The 15,169-nt window shown below is 62.5% G+C and carries 18 protein-coding genes; 8 read left to right on the plus strand and 10 right to left on the minus strand.

The genetic code is table 11. The features are described 5' to 3' along the window. The first annotated feature begins 319 nt into the window (after nt 1-319). From glnK to sutA, 4 genes are all read left to right on the plus strand, one after another. Nucleotides 320-658: a P-II family nitrogen regulator gene (glnK, locus tag AC1RMG_RS22570; protein WP_002555808.1), complete on the plus strand. Its 339-nt coding sequence runs from the start codon at nt 320-322 to the stop codon at nt 656-658. Nucleotides 659-691: 33 nt separating this feature from the next. Beyond that, nucleotides 692-2,029, plus strand: coding sequence for an ammonium transporter (locus AC1RMG_RS22575; RefSeq protein ID WP_011064191.1), 1,338 nt, complete (start codon nt 692-694; stop codon nt 2,027-2,029). A gap of 209 nt (nt 2,030-2,238) precedes the next feature. After that, the gene (locus AC1RMG_RS22580; RefSeq protein WP_011064190.1) at nt 2,239-2,664 is read left to right on the plus strand and encodes a secondary thiamine-phosphate synthase enzyme YjbQ; all 426 of its coding nucleotides are present in this window, start codon (nt 2,239-2,241) and stop codon (nt 2,662-2,664) included. A 102-nt stretch (nt 2,665-2,766) separates the two neighbouring features. Further along, complete coding sequence (sutA, locus tag AC1RMG_RS22585) at nt 2,767-3,090, plus strand: dormancy-specific transcriptional regulator SutA (RefSeq protein WP_007926654.1); 324 nt, start codon at nt 2,767-2,769, stop codon at nt 3,088-3,090. A 126-nt stretch (nt 3,091-3,216) separates the two neighbouring features. Here sutA and AC1RMG_RS22590 read toward each other — a convergent pair whose 3' ends face one another. Genes AC1RMG_RS22590 through lptM form a run of 6 tightly spaced genes read right to left on the minus strand, consistent with a single transcriptional unit; the run spans nt 3,217 to nt 7,809 of the window. Then, complete coding sequence (locus AC1RMG_RS22590) at nt 3,217-3,921, minus strand: HAD family hydrolase (RefSeq protein ID WP_015637455.1); 705 nt, start codon at nt 3,919-3,921, stop codon at nt 3,217-3,219. After that, nucleotides 3,921-4,817: a tyrosine recombinase XerC gene (xerC, locus tag AC1RMG_RS22595; RefSeq protein ID WP_011064188.1), complete on the minus strand. Its 897-nt coding sequence runs from the start codon at nt 4,815-4,817 to the stop codon at nt 3,921-3,923. The genes AC1RMG_RS22590 and xerC overlap by 1 nt, the downstream gene beginning before the upstream one ends. Nucleotides 4,818-4,819: 2 nt before the next feature. Beyond that, on the minus strand, nt 4,820-5,545 hold the full coding sequence (locus AC1RMG_RS22600; protein WP_011064187.1) for a DUF484 family protein: 726 nt from the start codon (nt 5,543-5,545) through the stop codon (nt 4,820-4,822). Nucleotides 5,546-5,558: 13 nt separating this feature from the next. Beyond that, complete coding sequence (gene dapF / locus AC1RMG_RS22605) at nt 5,559-6,389, minus strand: diaminopimelate epimerase (RefSeq protein ID WP_493170331.1); 831 nt, start codon at nt 6,387-6,389, stop codon at nt 5,559-5,561. A 4-nt stretch (nt 6,390-6,393) separates the two neighbouring features. Beyond that, complete coding sequence (gene lysA, locus AC1RMG_RS22610; RefSeq protein ID WP_125062269.1) at nt 6,394-7,641, minus strand: diaminopimelate decarboxylase; 1,248 nt, start codon at nt 7,639-7,641, stop codon at nt 6,394-6,396. A 9-nt stretch (nt 7,642-7,650) separates the two neighbouring features. Continuing rightward, the gene (gene lptM, locus AC1RMG_RS22615) at nt 7,651-7,809 is read right to left on the minus strand and encodes an LPS translocon maturation chaperone LptM (RefSeq protein WP_011064184.1); all 159 of its coding nucleotides are present in this window, start codon (nt 7,807-7,809) and stop codon (nt 7,651-7,653) included. A 239-nt stretch (nt 7,810-8,048) separates the two neighbouring features. Between lptM and cyaY the strand changes: the two genes are divergently transcribed. The 3 genes from cyaY to rnk all read left to right on the plus strand — a co-directional run bounded on the left by cyaY (nt 8,049) and on the right by rnk (nt 9,175). Beyond that, the gene (cyaY, locus tag AC1RMG_RS22620) at nt 8,049-8,381 is read left to right on the plus strand and encodes an iron donor protein CyaY (protein WP_011064183.1); all 333 of its coding nucleotides are present in this window, start codon (nt 8,049-8,051) and stop codon (nt 8,379-8,381) included. A 4-nt stretch (nt 8,382-8,385) separates the two neighbouring features. Beyond that, nucleotides 8,386-8,619, plus strand: coding sequence for a DUF1289 domain-containing protein (locus tag AC1RMG_RS22625; protein ID WP_015637452.1), 234 nt, complete (start codon nt 8,386-8,388; stop codon nt 8,617-8,619). A 142-nt stretch (nt 8,620-8,761) separates the two neighbouring features. Beyond that, a complete protein-coding gene (rnk, locus tag AC1RMG_RS22630) occupies nt 8,762-9,175 on the plus strand; it encodes a nucleoside diphosphate kinase regulator (RefSeq protein ID WP_011064182.1) in 414 nt (137 codons plus the stop codon). Between the two features lie 7 nt (nt 9,176-9,182). Here rnk and AC1RMG_RS22635 read toward each other — a convergent pair whose 3' ends face one another. From AC1RMG_RS22635 to AC1RMG_RS22645, 3 genes are all read right to left on the minus strand, one after another. Further along, nucleotides 9,183-12,029: a class I adenylate cyclase gene (locus AC1RMG_RS22635; RefSeq protein ID WP_207239516.1), complete on the minus strand. Its 2,847-nt coding sequence runs from the start codon at nt 12,027-12,029 to the stop codon at nt 9,183-9,185. A 169-nt stretch (nt 12,030-12,198) separates the two neighbouring features. After that, on the minus strand, nt 12,199-12,444 hold the full coding sequence (locus AC1RMG_RS22640) for a TIGR02647 family protein (protein WP_011064180.1): 246 nt from the start codon (nt 12,442-12,444) through the stop codon (nt 12,199-12,201). A 194-nt stretch (nt 12,445-12,638) separates the two neighbouring features. Continuing rightward, on the minus strand, nt 12,639-12,923 hold the full coding sequence (locus AC1RMG_RS22645) for a hypothetical protein (RefSeq protein ID WP_011064179.1): 285 nt from the start codon (nt 12,921-12,923) through the stop codon (nt 12,639-12,641). A 125-nt stretch (nt 12,924-13,048) separates the two neighbouring features. On the opposite strand from AC1RMG_RS22645, the gene AC1RMG_RS22650 reads away from it, so the two are divergent. Next, nucleotides 13,049-13,696 carry a glutathione S-transferase gene (locus AC1RMG_RS22650; RefSeq protein ID WP_103407458.1) on the plus strand — a complete coding sequence of 216 codons (648 nt, stop codon included), beginning with the start codon at nt 13,049-13,051 and terminating at the stop codon, nt 13,694-13,696. 51 nt (nt 13,697-13,747) lie between these two features. Here AC1RMG_RS22650 and argH read toward each other — a convergent pair whose 3' ends face one another. Then, entirely contained in the window at nt 13,748-15,142 is a 1,395-nt protein-coding gene (gene argH, locus AC1RMG_RS22655) for an argininosuccinate lyase (RefSeq protein ID WP_493170334.1), read from the minus strand. Between the last annotated feature and the right edge of the window lie 27 nt (nt 15,143-15,169).

Here is a 15,169-nt window from a genome sequence, read left to right on the forward strand (position 1 = left end):
GCCAGCGCACCGTTTTTGTGCGTATCCGGGGTGCCGTTTTCCCGCATTCCCTGCCGGCTCGGGGCAAGGGACTGAAATCACTGATTTTTCCCGAGCTGGCAAGCTTTCTGCTTAGACCCTGGTGACCCATGCACTGATGCAGTCGCTGTGACGAATGCAGTGCGGCAGGCGGAGCGGGGAGTGTTTCGTCAGACAGCGGTTAGCTGGCGTCGGTCGGGCTGAGGAAGGCCGACGGTGCGTTACAAAGCCAGGCACTGCGCTTAGACTTGAGTCGGGTTTGTTTTCCTGGGGCAAGTCCACCAATTCGGGAGAGAGTTTCATGAAGCTAGTCACTGCCATCATCAAGCCGTTCAAGTTGGACGACGTGCGCGAGTCGCTGTCCGAGATCGGCGTGCAGGGCATTACCGTCACTGAAGTCAAAGGCTTCGGCCGGCAGAAGGGTCACACCGAGCTGTATCGCGGTGCGGAGTACGTGGTGGATTTCCTGCCCAAGGTGAAGATCGATGTCGCCATTGACGACAAGGATCTTGACCGGGTTATCGAGGCGATAACCAAGGCCGCCAACACCGGCAAGATCGGTGACGGCAAGATCTTCGTGGTCAATCTGGAACAGGCTATTCGCATCCGTACCGGCGAAACCGATACCGACGCAATCTAAGCCGCCAAACCCAACGCCCCAGGAGAAAACAATATGACTCTGCGTAAATTCGCAGGGCTAGGAGCCCTTTTGTCCCTCGTAATGCCAGGCCTGGCCATGGCGGCAGACGAAGCGGCGGCTCCAGTCCTCAACTCCGGCGATACCGCCTGGATGCTGACCTCCACAGCCCTGGTGCTGTTCATGACCATTCCTGGCCTGGCGCTGTTCTACGGCGGCATGGTGCGGTCGAAAAACATTCTTTCGGTAATGATGCAGTGCTTCGCCATTACCGGCCTGATCACTGTCCTGTGGTTCATCTACGGCTACAGCATGGCGTTCGACACCACCGGGATGGAAGCCGGCGTGGTCAACCTCAATTCCTTCGTGGGCGGCTTCTCCAAGGCCTTCCTGGCGGGCATCACCCCGGCCAGCCTGACCGGCCCGGCTGCGCTGTTCCCTGAAGCGGTGTTCGTCACCTTCCAGATGACCTTCGCCATCATCACTCCAGCGCTGATCGTCGGTGCCTTCGCCGAGCGGATGAAATTCTCCGCCATGCTGATCTTCATGGGCGTGTGGTTCACCCTGGTGTATGCGCCGATCGCCCATATGGTCTGGAGCGGTCCGGGCTCGCTGCTGGGCGACTGGGGCGTGCTGGACTTTGCCGGCGGCACCGTAGTGCACATCAACGCCGGTATCGCGGGCCTGGTGGCCTGCCTGGTGCTGGGCAAGCGCAAGGGTTTCCCGACCACGCCGATGGCGCCACACAACCTGGGTTACACCCTGATGGGCGCAGCCATGCTGTGGATCGGCTGGTTCGGCTTCAACGCCGGTTCCGCCGCTGCCGCCAACGGCACCGCCGGCATGGCCATGCTGGTCACGCAGATCGCGACGGCTGCCGCCGCCCTGGGCTGGATGTTTGCCGAGTGGATCACCCACGGCAAGCCTAGCGCGCTGGGCATCGCTTCGGGTGTGGTCGCAGGCCTGGTGGCAATCACTCCGGCTGCCGGTACCGTTGGCCCGATGGGCGCCCTGATCATCGGTCTGGCGGCCGGTGTGGTGTGCTTCTTCTGCGCCACCAGCCTCAAGCGCAAGCTGGGATATGACGATTCCCTGGACGCCTTTGGCGTGCACGGCATCGGCGGTATTCTCGGTGCGATCCTCACCGGTGTGTTCGCTGCTCCGTCCCTGGGTGGCTTCGGCACCGTGACCGATGTGGCCGCTCAGGTCTGGATCCAGGCCAAGGGCGTGGGTTTCACGGTGATCTACACCGCGATCGTCACCTTCATCATCCTCAAGGTTCTGGACGCGGTCATGGGGCTGCGGGTGAGCGAGGAAGAAGAAGCGGTCGGCCTCGATCTGGCACAACACAACGAGCGTGGTTACAACCTGTAATCGCGCAAGAAAAAAAGCCCGGCTCCGGCCGGGCATTTTTTTGCCTGATGTTTGTCATTGAGAAAGGCTGAAAGGATTTTCTGACAAGCATTGGCGTGTTTGCCGTGACGATTTCCGGCAGGGCAAATGCTTACACTAAAGCAGGATTATTCGGCGCTTTGTTTTTTCCCTGAGCGCGCTAGAATGCGCGCCGAAGCGTGGAGATCGGTATGTGGCAACAGACCCTGATTACCCTGCGGGCCAGGCCCCGGGGCTTTCATCTGGTGACGGACGAGTTGCTCGCCGGCCTGCCTGAGTTGAAGGCATGTCGGGTTGGTCTGCTGCATCTGTGGCTGCAACATACCTCGGCCTCGTTGACCATCAACGAGAACGCCGATCCGGCGGTACGGCGTGACTTCGAGCGTTACTTCAACACCCTGGTGCCTCAAGGCATGGCCGGGTACGAACATAACGACGAAGGCGCGGATGACCTGCCGGCGCACTTCAAGGCCAGTTTGCTAGGCTGTCAGCTGACTTTGCCGGTAGCGGCGGGGCGTCTGGCGTTGGGCATCTGGCAAGGCGTTTATCTGGGCGAGCATCGCGATCATGGCGGTGCTCGCAAAGTCCTTGCCACCTTGCACGGTGATAAGGCATAAGCCGCTGAGTATCAGTGGACGTTGATTTTTTTCCAGCGGCCTTCGACAGTCGGCACAGCTGGGCTATAACTAATCTGCTTTTCGCAAGTCATGAGGTAGAACATGAGCGACGATGATCTGGAAAACGACGACCTCGAAGTAGGTGACGAAGACGAAACCGAAGAAGGTCTTGAAGCGGCCGCCGACGATGTGGCGGAAGACGATGGCAGTGATGTTCCTGCTCCAACCGCCAAAGGCAAGGCCAAGGCTGCCGTCTCGGTAGACGAGCTGCCGAGTGTAGAAGCCAAGAACAAGGAGCGTGATGCACTGGCGCGTGCCATGGAAGAGTTCCTGGCCCGTGGCGGCAAAGTGCAGGAAGTCGAGGCCAACGTGGTCGCCGATCCGCCCAAGAAGCCTGATAACAAGTACGGCAGCCGGCCTATCTGAGCCTTGCACCTTGCTTGCTGAAAAAGCCCGCCGTCGCTGCGGGCTTTTTCATGGGCACCCTTCTCGGAAACGGCCCCGAGCGCCGGCGCTTGCTGTAGGAGCGAGCTTGCTCGCGAAAGCGCCGGGTCAGGCGCCGCGATGCCAGCGGGCAAGCAGCCCGGGTAGTTCAATCAGGCTGCGGATCTCGGCGTCTGGAGCGCGTTCGGCTTCCCAGGTCTTGCCGTTGGGATTGAACCAGATCGCACGCAGCCCTGCCTGCTGTGCGCCGGCAATGTCATCCCCCGGGTGGTCGCCGATATGCACGGCGGTGTCGGCAGTCGCTTCGCCACGCTGCAAGGCTTCGTGGAACAGCCGGGCGTCGGGCTTGGCGATGCCGATGTCCTCGGCGCACAGCGCGAACTTGAAATAGTCCGCCAGGCCCAGGCGGCGCACGTCGGCGTTGCCGTTGGTGACCACGCCAAGGGCGAAGTGATTGGCCAGGGCTTCCAGGGTCGGCTGGACTTCTGGAAAGATTTCCAGCTGATGCCGGGCATGCAGGAAAACTTCAAAACTCTGGTCGGCCAACTGGTTGGCCTGGGCATGGTCATACCCGGCTTCTTCCAGGGCATGAAACAGCACCTGGCGGCGCAGGGCGCTGATCCTGTGCTTGAGGTTCGGCTGGGCGAGCAGCACCCGCTCGCGAATGGCCCACAGATGCTCCACCGGCACGCCTCCGAGATTCGGTGCGTGTTCGGTCAGCCACTGGCGCAGGGTTGCTTCGGCACTGACGATGACCGGGGCGGTATCCCACAGGGTGTCGTCGAGGTCGAAGGTGATCAGCTTGATGGTCATTACTCACCGCCTTTGTTGCGTTTGGCCCGTGGGTGGGCGCTGTCGTAGACCGCCGCCAGGTGCTGGAAGTCCAGGTGGGTGTAGATCTGCGTGGTCTTGATGTCCGAATGCCCCAGCAGTTCCTGCACGGCGCGCAGGTCCTGGGAGGATTCCAGCAAATGGCTGGCAAAGGAATGGCGCAGCATGTGTGGGTGCAGGTTCTGCCCCAGTTCGCGCTCGCCGGCGGCCTTGACCCGCAGCTGGATGGCCCGCGGCCCCAGGCGCCGGCCCTTCTGGCTGACGAACAGGGCACCATCAGGCGGGTTGCTCAGGGCGCGCAGGGGGAGCCATTGCTCGAGGGCTGACCGAGCCTTCTTGCCCACCGGCAGGACCCGGGTCTTGCTGCCCTTGCCATGGACCTGCACCAGGCCGTCCGCCAGGTCCAGCTGATCGAGGTTGAGGCTGGTCAGTTCGGAAAGGCGCAGGCCGCAGGAGTAGAAAAGTTCGAGAATCGCCTGGTCGCGGTGGGCCAGGAAGTCGTCTTCCACGGCGCCATCGAGCAACTGCAGGGTGCGGTCGGTGTCCAGGGTCTTGGGCAGGCGTCGTTCGCCCTTGGGCGGCGCCAGGCCGTTGGCCGGGTCGTGAGTGCACAAGCCTTCGCGGTTCAGGTAGTGGTAGAGCCCGCGTACCGCTGACAGCAGGCGCGCCAGGCTGCGGGACGACTGGCCCTGCTGGTGCAGGCGGGCAATCAGGCTGCGCAGGCCCTGGATGTCCAGGTCGGTCCAGCTGCGCACCTGCATTTTCTCGCAGAACCCCAGCACCTTCTCGAGGTCGCGCCGGTAGGCTTGCAGGGTGTGGGGCGACACCTGGCGCTCACTGCGCAGATGCGCGCAGTAGGCGTCCAGCTGTTGTTGCATGGTCAGCGTACCGAGCGCAGCGAGTGGGTGAAGCGCGGCAGAACGCGGCCGGTGACTTCGGCGATGTAGTTGAGGAACAGGGTGCCCACCGAGCTCTTGTAGTGCTGCGGATCACGGCTGGCGATCGCCAGTACGCCATGCATGCCCTGATGCGCCAGGGCCACCACAGCGGTAGAGCCGATCTGCTTGCGCTGCTCTTCGCCGAAAAGGAAATCCAGCTCGTGTTCGCGCAGGCTGCCGCTGACGCTCTTGCCTTCGGACAACAGGCCGCCGATGGCGCCCTGGGCTTCGGCGGCGGAGACCCAGCGACCCACCGGCATGGCGCTGTCGCTGAACAGGATCAGGCTGACGAAGGGCACCTGGAAATCCTGGCGCAGGCTGTCTTCGACGCTCATCACCACTTCTTCCAGGCTGGTGGCGTCCATCAGCGCGAGGATCAGGCGGCGGGTCTTGTCGAACAGCCGGTCGTTGTCCCGGGCCACGTCCATCAGCTGCGACAGGCGATGGCGCATCTCGATGTTGCGCTCGCGCAGGATCTTCATCTGCCGCTCCACTAGCGATACGGTGTCGCCGCGCTGATGGGGAATGCGCAAGGCCGGGAGCAGTTCATCGTGGTCGACGAAGAAGTCCGGATGGGCCTCCAGGTAGGCGGCGACCGCTGCCGCCTCCAGGTTTTCGGACGGTGATTGGTCGGGCGTTTCGGCAGGAACCTGCGGCTGATCAGTCATGGATTTCGCTCACTTAAAGACGCACCTGTCCTTCGTATACGCGCACTGCCGGGCCGGTCATCATCACCGGTTGGCCAGCGCCTGCCCATTCAATGGACAGGCGCCCGCCCGGCAGGTCGATCAATAGGGGCGAATCCATCCACCCCTGGCTGATCGCGGCCACAGCAGCAGCGCAGGCGCCGGTGCCGCAGGCCTGGGTTTCCCCGGCGCCGCGTTCCCAGACCCGCAGTTGCGCGCGCTGGCGGTCCAGGACCTGGAGAAAACCGACGTTGACCCGCGCCGGGAAGCGCGGGTGGTGTTCGATCTTCGGGCCCAGCTCGTGCACCGGCGCGCTGTTGATGTCATCCACCCGCAACACGGCGTGGGGGTTGCCCATCGACACCGCGGCCAACTGCACCTGGCGGCCATCGACGTCCAGGGTGTAGCTGTCGGCCTGGGCCGGCGCCTGGAACGGAATGTCCGCCGGTACCAGGCGCGGCGCGCCCATGTTGACGCTGATCTGGCCGTCGTTGCGGATATCCAGCTCGATCACGCCGCTCTTGGTCTCGACGCGGATCTGGCGCTTGGTGGTCAGGCGCTTGTCCAGCACGAAGCGGGCAAAGCAGCGTGCACCATTGCCGCACTGTTCCACTTCGGAGCCGTCGGAGTTGAAGATCCGGTAGCGGAAATCCACATCCGGGTTGCTCGGGGCCTCGACGATCAGCAACTGATCGAAGCCGATCCCGGTATTGCGATCACCCCATTGTTTGGCGTGCTTGGGCAGAATATGCGCGTGCTGGCTGACCAGGTCGAGAACCATGAAGTCATTGCCCAGGCCGTGCATCTTGGTAAAACGCAGCAGCATGGTCTTACTCCGGCAGCAGGCTTTCGCCAGCGAATAACTCGGCTACCGTCTCGCGGCGACGTACTTCAACAGCCTGGTCACCATCGACCAGTACTTCTGCGGCACGGCCGCGGGTGTTGTAGTTCGAGCTCATGACGAAACCATAGGCACCAGCGGAATGCACCGCCAGCAGGTCACCCTCGGCCAGGGCCAGGGTGCGTTCCTTGGCGAGGAAGTCGCCAGTTTCACAGATCGGGCCGACGATGTCGTAGGTACGGGGTTCGGCATCTCGCGGGCGCACGGCGCTGACATCCATCCAGGCCTGGTACAGCGCCGGGCGGATCAGGTCGTTCATGGCGCCGTCGACGATGGCGAAATCCTTGTGTTCGGTGTGCTTGAGGTATTCGACCCGGGTCAGCAGGACGCCGGCGTTGGCCACGATGAAGCGGCCCGGTTCGAATACCAGGGCCAGGTCGCGACCGTCCAGGCGCTCGCGCACGGCCTTGACGTAGTCGGCGGCCAGCGGTGGCTCTTCGTCGCGATAGCGCACGCCCAGGCCGCCACCCAGATCGATGTGGCGAAGGTAGATGCCGCATTCACCGAGGCGGTCCACCAGGTCCAGCAGGCGGTCGAGGGCGTCGATAAAGGGTTCCAGGGTGGTCAGTTGCGAGCCGATATGGCAGTCGACACCGACGATTTCCAGGTTCGGCAGCTGCGCGGCGCGGATGTACACGTCCTCGGCGGTGGCAATGTCGATGCCGAACTTGTTTTCCTTGAGCCCGGTGGAGATATAGGGGTGGGTACCGGCATCCACGTCCGGATTGACCCGCAGCGAGACCGGTGCACGAACGCCCAGCTCGGCCGCTACCAGCTGCAGGCGCTCCAGCTCTTCGGCGGACTCGACGTTGAAGCAGTGGACGCCGACTTCCAGGGCACGACGCATGTCGTCACGGGTCTTGCCAACACCGGAGAAGACAATCTTGTCGGCTTGCCCGCCCGCAGCCAGGACCCGCTCCAGCTCGCCCCGGGAGACGATATCGAAACCGGCGCCCAGGCGCGCCAGGACATTCAGTACGCCCAGGTTGGAGTTGGCTTTTACCGCGAAGCAGACCAGGTGCGGCATGCCGGCCAGGGCCTGGGCATAGGCCTGGTACTGGGCTTCGATGTGCGCACGGGAATAGACGTAGGTGGGCGTACCGAAACGTTCGGCAATGGCGGACAGGGCTACGCCTTCCGCGAACAGCTCCCCGTCGCGGTAGTTAAAAGCGTCCATGGTTTGCCCTTAGTAGGTGTCGTGCTTGTGCGACTGCGATTGCGACTTCGCCTGCTCTTCAGGGGATTTGCTGTCATCAGGCAGGTACAGCGGGCCTTTCTGGCCGCAGGCGGTAACGAGGCAAGCAACCGCGACGAGCGCAGCAAGGGAAGAGATCAGGCGCTTCATGGCGAAATCCTTGAGAATGCGTAAATTGCGCCCGAGTATACCGGCCACCCGGCAGCTTGCCTATGCAGCGTAACTCCCGTCCAGCGGGCCTTTGCCAAGGCCCGGCCGGTGGCTTTGGTCGGGCGGTCGTGCAATGGGCGTCGCATTTATTTCCTCGTTCGGTATCCTTTGCATTCGCCGGGGAGCGCCCGTATCTTGCGGCGCTTGAGCGTGAGTAGACACTTTTCGAGGTTCCCGCAATGAGTTTGACCGAAGCCCGTTTTCACGACCTGGTGGATGCCACCCAGCAGACGCTGGAGGATATTTTCGATGAGAGCGACCTGGACATCGACCTGGAAAGCTCGGCCGGGGTGCTCACCGTCAAGTTCGACAACGGCAGCCAGGTGATCTTCAGTCGCCAGGAGCCTTTGCGCCAACTCTGGCTGGCCGCGCGTTCGGGTGGTTTCCACTTCGACTACGACGAGGAAAGCGAGCGCTGGATGTGCGACAAGAGCGAAGAGCAGTTGGGGGAAATGCTGGAACGCATTGTCCTGGAGCAGGCCGACATCAAGCTCGAGTTCGAAGGGCTCTGATACCGTGACCCAGCCCGCCCCGGCCCGACCGCCCAAGCCGCTCTACAGCAACGTCAGCCCGGCGGTGAGTTCGCCGTGCATCAGCCTTTGTCGCCTCGATGAGGAGAAGGTCTGTCGCGGCTGTTTTCGCCATGTGGAGGACATCCGTGAATGGCGTTCGGCCGATGATCAGCGCCGGCGAGTGATCTGCGCCCAGGCGCTGCAGCGCAAACAGAGTGCGGCGGCAGGCGAGATTTAGCTTCGTACTCGTACGGTTTGTTTATTCAGTGTGCTGTGATAGTGTCCAGCTTCGCCTCGCTACATCGAGGCCGGTGAGAACCCCGTCTTATTTGGCGGGGTTTTGCTTTTTTGTGCAGAAAAAATAGGAGTCAGCCAGGATCATGAGTACTGCACCATCCATCATCCTTACCCGCCTTGACGTGCAACGTCTGGAGCGCCTGATCGACAGTCTGGACGACTCGCTGCCAGGTGTCATTGCACTGCAAACCGAGTTGGATCGTGCCGAAACGCTGGTGGGTCACGATGAAGTACCGGCCGGTGTCGTAACCATGAATTCGCGTGTGCATTGCCGTGAAGAAAGCAGCGGCAAGGACTACCACCTGACCCTGGTGTATCCACAGGACGCCAACGCCGACGAAGGCAAGATTTCCATCCTGGCACCGGTGGGCAGCGCTCTGCTGGGCCTGCAGGTAGGCCAGTACATCGACTGGCCGGCTCCGGGTGGCAAGACCTTGAAGCTGACCCTGCTGGAAGTTGAATACCAGCCGGAAGCCGCAGGCGACTACCACCTCTGATCCTTGGCTAGACCTGCTCGAGCGCGTCGTTCAGTGCGCGCTCCAGGCTGGCCTTGTAGCGCAGATACAGGATGCTCGGGCTTTGCACGTCACCGAGCAGCCCTGAAAGATCCAGGTCAGTGATGTAGCAGCGATAGCGCTCTGTTTCATGGCGCTGCCCGACGATTTCCTGGGCCACCGCGGCGAACAGTTGATCGCCATATTCCAGATCGGAAAACTCCCGTTGATTGCAGTACAGCGAGACCTGCACCTGGCCCGGTGCGGCCTTGCCGATGATCGCCTGTACGTCATAGAAGGCTTTGTCCACCGGCGTCGGTGGGGCTGGCCGCGGCTCTACCCGACGTGCGCGGCCCGTGCCTGAGGGCAGAATCTGCAAGTAGAGTGTGTCCAAAGGTTTCTCGGGCTGGTTGCTGTCCATCGGCAGCAGCGCCTCGCGGCGGTAGAGAATCGACTGCAGGAAGCGCTGCAGGGGCACCAGCAGGCTGTGTTCGTCGTGATAGGGCAGGGTCTGCTGCCACAGCGCGTTGTACTCATCGAGCACGTAAAGCTCCGCGTACTCGTCGATGATCCGATAGAACACCTGGATGCAGTCCGGCTGGCCCATGGGCAGGATCAGCGCCAGGTCGTGGTCTTCCAGGGCCATCGGGTCAAGGTGCAGTGGGCTGTAGCGGCTCTGCTCCTGCCCCAGGTACTCCAGCAATGCGGCAGGGGTTGCCATGGCCCGGTGCCGAACCTGCCCGGGCACCAGTTCAAGCACGTGGTAGTGCTGCTGCACCTGGATCAGGTAGCGGTAGTTGAGCTGGCTGAGCAACAGGTTGTGCGCGGTTTCGAACAGTTCTTCCACCCGGCGGGCAATGAATTGCGCGCGGTTGTGACAGAAGCAGCGTACCCGCAGCCGCGGCTGCGTGCCGCTCGGCAGGTTGTTCAGGTAGTCCCGCAGGCAGTCGAGCAGCGCATGCTCGGCGTCGTAGCGGCCGACCATTACCTCGTTCCAGCTATTGAGGGTGACCTGATCCAGGGTCAGCACCAGATTCTCGCGTACCCCGGCATAGCTCAGGGAGTCGGTGCGCTCGGTGGTCATCAGAATGTTCAGGTCGCGGTGGTGCTTGAGGGGGTCGACCCCGACGTTCACCAGGATCAGCACCTCGCCGGGCACGGCGGCGTGCAGCAACTGTTCCTCGCTGACCGTCGTCAAAGGCAGTGGCACGGTCTGCTGCAGGCTGCCCAGCAGGTTGAACAGTTCGAATTCGCTCAGGTCGCTGCTGCCCGGGTGCAGGGCCAGGCGGGTACTGCTGTCGATCACGCCGTTGCGATGGCACCAGGTAAGCAGCTCCAGCAGCTCGCGACTGCGCTTGATCGGGGCGAAATGCTCCCACTCCAGGGCGGTCAGGCTGCCGTTGTACAGTCCCCAATGGTTCTGTCCGGGTTCCTTCTTGTTCGGTGACTGCACCAGGGTCAGGGTGTCTTCAGCCAGGTCCGGGGCGATGCCGGGGTTGATGAACTCGATCTTCCCGGCCTTGCGCTCGAAGGCCGCGTACAGGCGCCGGCCCAGGACATTCAGGTCACGCTTGTTGATCAGGCTGGCGGCCTGCTCGGTGCGGGCGAACTGGGTCAGGAAGCGATAGCTGTAGTTGAGCTCGTTGACCAGGGCCCGGCGCTCGCTGCTGACCTGGCGCACCTTCCACTGGCTGCGGCTGTCCAGCAAGGCCAGTTGGCGTTGGTCCCAGCCCCATTCACTGGCCAGGCGCTCCAGTAGAGCGCGCTGCCAGTTCGGGCTGCGGGTGGCGTTGCCGACGGTAAGCTTGCGGTTGACCTTGAGGTACAGGCTGCGCCGTACCAGCTCCAGGCGCTCCGGCTCGCCGCGAGCCTTGAGGTATTCCTCGATGCGCCGGTAGACCACGATGTAGGGGTCCAGCTCATCCAGGTCCAGGCGGTTGGCAAACACCGCCTGCTTGAAGCGCAGGCTCAGGCACTGGACCTTGGGATGCTCGCTGGCATAGACCTCTATCAGCAGCAGCTTGAGTACGGACTTGTAGGGCGACTCGATGCCCTTGAACAGTTGCCACAACCCGGCGCCGATGAACTCGCCGGGCGGAATGCGTGCCATGTGGCCCAGGTCGAGGTTTTCCTCGGCGGGGACAAAGCGCTTGGATAACAGGGTGTCGATGTACTGTTCGTAACGGCGTTCTTCGTACACCGGTACCAGCCACCACAACGGCGTGCGCCCGGCCAGCCAGATTGCGGTGCGGTAGAACTCGTCCAGCAGCAGGTAGTGCTGGGTGGTGCCGCAGTCGTCCGAACTCAGCTGAGTGTCCCGCTCCCCGCGGACAAAGCGATTGGGGTCGATCAGGAAAAAATGAGCTTCAGCACCCTGGCCGGCCGCCCAGGTCTCCAGCAATTGGCACTTCTTCTGCAACTCGGCCAGCTCGTTTTCGCCCAGATCCGGCGCATGGCACACCCACACGTCCATGTCGCTCTGGTCTGCCTGGGCCAGGGTACCCAGGCTGCCCATGAGAAACAGGCCATGAATCGGCCGTGGCGGGTTGCCGTGGCGCGGCTTGTAGGAAAACGATCGGGTCAGGCGCTGGGCTTCGGCCAGGGCCTGGGGGTCGGGTTCGTAGCAGGAAAGCCCCGCCGGGGTGGCTCCGGATACATAGCCGGGCAACAACGGGTGATTGACGTGAAAGAACAGCGGCAACAGGTTGAGGACCAACTGCTGGCGTGTCGACAGCCCTTCCATTGCCCGGGCCATGCGCCCTTCATTGAGCTTCAGGAAACGCGCGCGCAGCTGGCTGAGAACCTTGCGATCGATTCCTTCATCCAGATCGGGACGGATTTCATGGGTATGGGGCATTTCAAGCGGAGCTCGAACGTGGCGGTATTGAAGACGGCGAGCAGTTTACCGTCAGACAGGGCTCAGCCTTAAACTGATTTTATTTTTTGACGCCAGATTTCTAGCGTATTCAGAAGGAGGCGCCTACGGAATCCGACAGACGGGAACCCCGCAGGCCGATGCAGGTTGTTCAGGCGACTTCTTTGACGTTCAGGATGGTCAGCAGGCCCTGGGCATGTTCAGCAGCGTCCCGCCCGAGGCTGGTCAGATAGCCTCCATCGGGTTGGGTGATCAGTTCCTTGTCAAACAGGCGTTGGGCGGCGGCGATGGCAGAAGGGGCGGCGGTCTGATGGATTTTCAGGCCTTCCTGGGAGTTGTCCAGGTTGAAGAGTGCAAGGATTTCCAGTTCGGCAACCAACTCAGGGGTATACGACATAAGGACTCCAGACTTTCTAGGAATTAGAGGTCAGCGTTCTTAAGGTGAACGCAGAAAGGCGGCGTGTCCAGCGTTCGCTGAGGAGTTTTATCCCCGGGTGCAGCGGTATTTGGCCGCAGGGTGGTGGCAGTGTAGTCGGGGTGCGAGGCACGGGCGGGAAAGAGTGCCGGAGCCTGCGCTCCGGCGGCGCGGTGTCACTGCTTTTCGGGAGGCAGTTCCGGCAGGGCGCGAAGGGCGGCTTCGTACCATTGGGTGTCGAAGGCGCGGTCCTGTTCGAGGATGGCGTCGATCTCGATCGCCAGTACATGGGCCATCAGATTGAGGATTTCCTCGCGCTCGTAGCCCACCAGGGTGAGCTTGTTGAACGTGGCCTTGGCCGCTGGTGGGTTGTCGCTTTCGATCTGGTTCTCGATCGCTTCGATCAGGGTATTTTCGGCGAACTCTTCTTCGTCGGTGTCGATATCGGTTGGCTCGCTCATGGCAGGCTCCTCAAGGAAAGGTCGCCAGTTTACTCGTATTCAGCGGCTCGATGCTGCTGGCCAGAGTGGGATTAACCTTCTATAAAAAACCCCTGCCAACCCCTGCACGGCCTGGAGGCTACGGGATGTTCAAGCTCTATGGGTTCGCCATCAGCAACTACTACAACATGGTCAAGCTGGCCTTGCTGGAGAAGGGGCTGCCTTTCGAAGAGGTGCTGTTCTACGCCGGCCAGAGCCCCGAGGCGCTGGCTATCAGCCCTCGGGGCAAGGTTCCGGTACTGGAGGTGGAGCAGGGCTTCATCAGCGAAACCAGTGCGATTCTCGATTACCTGGAGCAAGTGCGGCCGGCGCCGGCGCTGTTGCCGAAGGATGCGTTCGAACGTGCCCAGGTGCTGGCACTGGCCAAGGAGATCGAACTGTACATAGAGCTGCCGGCCCGGGCCTGTTTCCCTGAAGCGTTCTTCGGCGCGACCCTGCCCGAGGCGATCAAGGAGAAGGCCGGGATCGAATTGCTACAAGGCTTTGCCGCATTGCGCCGGCATGCCCGGTTCGCCCCCTATGTAGCGGGCGCCAGCCTGAGTGTGGCGGACCTGTATTTTCAGTACAGCGTGAACCTTGCCCTGATAGTCGGGGACAAGTTGTTCGGAATCGATTTTTTGGCCGAGATGCCCGAGGCCCGGGCCTTGCTCGAGCGCCTGGAGCAGACCCCCAGCGCTCGGCGCATCGCCGCTGACAAGGCGGCACTGATGGCCGCCAGAAGGTCAGGGCGCTAGGAACCTGCTCGCACCGGCAGAGGATACCGGCGCGGGCAGGCTCGCAAGGGCTTAGCGGCTGGCCAGCAGGGCCTGGCCGCGGGCCACTGCCGCCCGGACCTGGGCCGGTGCGGTGCCGCCGATGTGGTTACGGGCATTCACCGAGCCTTCCAGGGTCAGCACGGCGAACACGTCCTGTTCGATTTGGTCGCTGAACTTGCGCAGCTCTTCCAGGCTCATTTCCGCCAGGTCCTTGCCGGTTTCCACGCCGTACTTCACCGCATGGCCGACGATTTCGTGACAGTCGCGGAACGGCAGGCCACGGCGTACCAGGTAGTCCGCCAGGTCGGTGGCGGTGGAAAACCCGCGCAGGGCCGCCTCGCGCATGATGGCGTGCTTGGGCTTGATGGCCGGGATCATGTCGGCGAAGGCCCGCAGCGAATCGCGCAGGGTATCGGCGGCGTCGAACAGTGGTTCCTTGTCTTCCTGGTTGTCCTTGTTGTAGGCCAGGGGCTGGCCTTTCATCAGGGTCAATAGGCCCATCAGCGCGCCGAATACCCGGCCGCTCTTGCCCCGTACCAGTTCCGGCACGTCGGGGTTTTTCTTTTGCGGCATGATCGAGCTGCCGGTGCAGAAGCGGTCCGGCAGGTCGATGAACTGGAATTGCGCGCTGGTCCACAGCACCAGCTCTTCGGAAAACCGCGACAGGTGCATCATCGCCACGCTGGCAGCGGCGCAGAATTCAATGGCGAAGTCCCGGTCCGAAACGCTGTCCAGGGAGTTGCCGCCCACGGCTTCGAAGCCCAGCAACTGGCAGGTCAGCTCGCGGTCGATCGGGTAGGTGGTGCCGGCCAGCGCGGCGCTGCCCAGGGGCATGCGGTTGGTGCGCTTGCGGCAGTCCACCAGGCGCTCGTAGTCACGGCTGAGCATCTCGAACCAGGCCAGCATGTGGTGGCCGAAGGTCACCGGTTGGGCAGTCTGCAAGTGGGTGAAGCCCGGCATGATGCTCTCGGCTTCACGCTCGGCCAGCTCCAGCAGGCCTTTTTGCAGGCGGGTGATTTCACCGAGGATCAGGTCGATCTCGTCCCGCAGCCACAGGCGGATGTCGGTGGCCACCTGGTCGTTGCGGCTGCGGCCGGTGTGCAGTTTCTTGCCGGTGATGCCGATGCGGTCGGTCAGGCGCGCTTCGATGTTCATGTGCACGTCTTCGAGGTCCACGCGCCAGTCGAAATGGCCAGCCTCGATCTCGCCCTGGATGGTCTTCAGGCCGTCGATGATGCTGTCGCGCTCGGCATCAGTGAGCACGCCGACCTTGGCCAGCATGGTGGCGTGGGCGATGGAGCCCATGATGTCATGGCAATACAGGCGCTGGTCGAAAGTGACAGAGGCGGTGAAGCGGGCGACGAAGGCGTCGACGGGTTCACTGAAGCGGCCGCCCCAGGACTGATTGGTCTTGTCAGTGCTCATGAATTCGCTCGTGATCTGCTGAAGGAA

It is taken from the genome of Pseudomonas sp. GW822-FHT04H02 (assembly GCF_058800645.1).

Bases quoted from the DNA above. Each gene is read 5' to 3' on its own strand.
- glnK (WP_002555808.1), top strand. From the start codon at position 320: ATGAAGCTAGTCACTGCCATCATCAAGCCGTTCAAGTTGGACGACGTG.
- AC1RMG_RS22575 (WP_011064191.1), top strand. From the start codon at position 692: ATGACTCTGCGTAAATTCGCAGGGCTAGGAGCCCTTTTGTCCCTCGTA.
- AC1RMG_RS22580 (WP_011064190.1), top strand. From the start codon at position 2,239: ATGTGGCAACAGACCCTGATTACCCTGCGGGCCAGGCCCCGGGGCTTT.
- sutA (WP_007926654.1), top strand. From the start codon at position 2,767: ATGAGCGACGATGATCTGGAAAACGACGACCTCGAAGTAGGTGACGAA.
- AC1RMG_RS22590 (WP_015637455.1), bottom strand. From the start codon at position 3,921: ATGACCATCAAGCTGATCACCTTCGACCTCGACGACACCCTGTGGGAT.
- xerC (WP_011064188.1), bottom strand. From the start codon at position 4,817: ATGCAACAACAGCTGGACGCCTACTGCGCGCATCTGCGCAGTGAGCGC.
- AC1RMG_RS22600 (WP_011064187.1), bottom strand. From the start codon at position 5,545: ATGACTGATCAGCCGCAGGTTCCTGCCGAAACGCCCGACCAATCACCG.
- dapF (WP_493170331.1), bottom strand. From the start codon at position 6,389: ATGCTGCTGCGTTTTACCAAGATGCACGGCCTGGGCAATGACTTCATG.
- lysA (WP_125062269.1), bottom strand. From the start codon at position 7,641: ATGGACGCTTTTAACTACCGCGACGGGGAGCTGTTCGCGGAAGGCGTA.
- lptM (WP_011064184.1), bottom strand. From the start codon at position 7,809: ATGAAGCGCCTGATCTCTTCCCTTGCTGCGCTCGTCGCGGTTGCTTGC.
- cyaY (WP_011064183.1), top strand. From the start codon at position 8,049: ATGAGTTTGACCGAAGCCCGTTTTCACGACCTGGTGGATGCCACCCAG.
- rnk (WP_011064182.1), top strand. From the start codon at position 8,762: ATGAGTACTGCACCATCCATCATCCTTACCCGCCTTGACGTGCAACGT.
- AC1RMG_RS22635 (WP_207239516.1), bottom strand. From the start codon at position 12,029: ATGCCCCATACCCATGAAATCCGTCCCGATCTGGATGAAGGAATCGAT.
- AC1RMG_RS22640 (WP_011064180.1), bottom strand. From the start codon at position 12,444: ATGTCGTATACCCCTGAGTTGGTTGCCGAACTGGAAATCCTTGCACTC.
- AC1RMG_RS22645 (WP_011064179.1), bottom strand. From the start codon at position 12,923: ATGAGCGAGCCAACCGATATCGACACCGACGAAGAAGAGTTCGCCGAA.
- AC1RMG_RS22650 (WP_103407458.1), top strand. From the start codon at position 13,049: ATGTTCAAGCTCTATGGGTTCGCCATCAGCAACTACTACAACATGGTC.
- argH (WP_493170334.1), bottom strand. From the start codon at position 15,142: ATGAGCACTGACAAGACCAATCAGTCCTGGGGCGGCCGCTTCAGTGAA.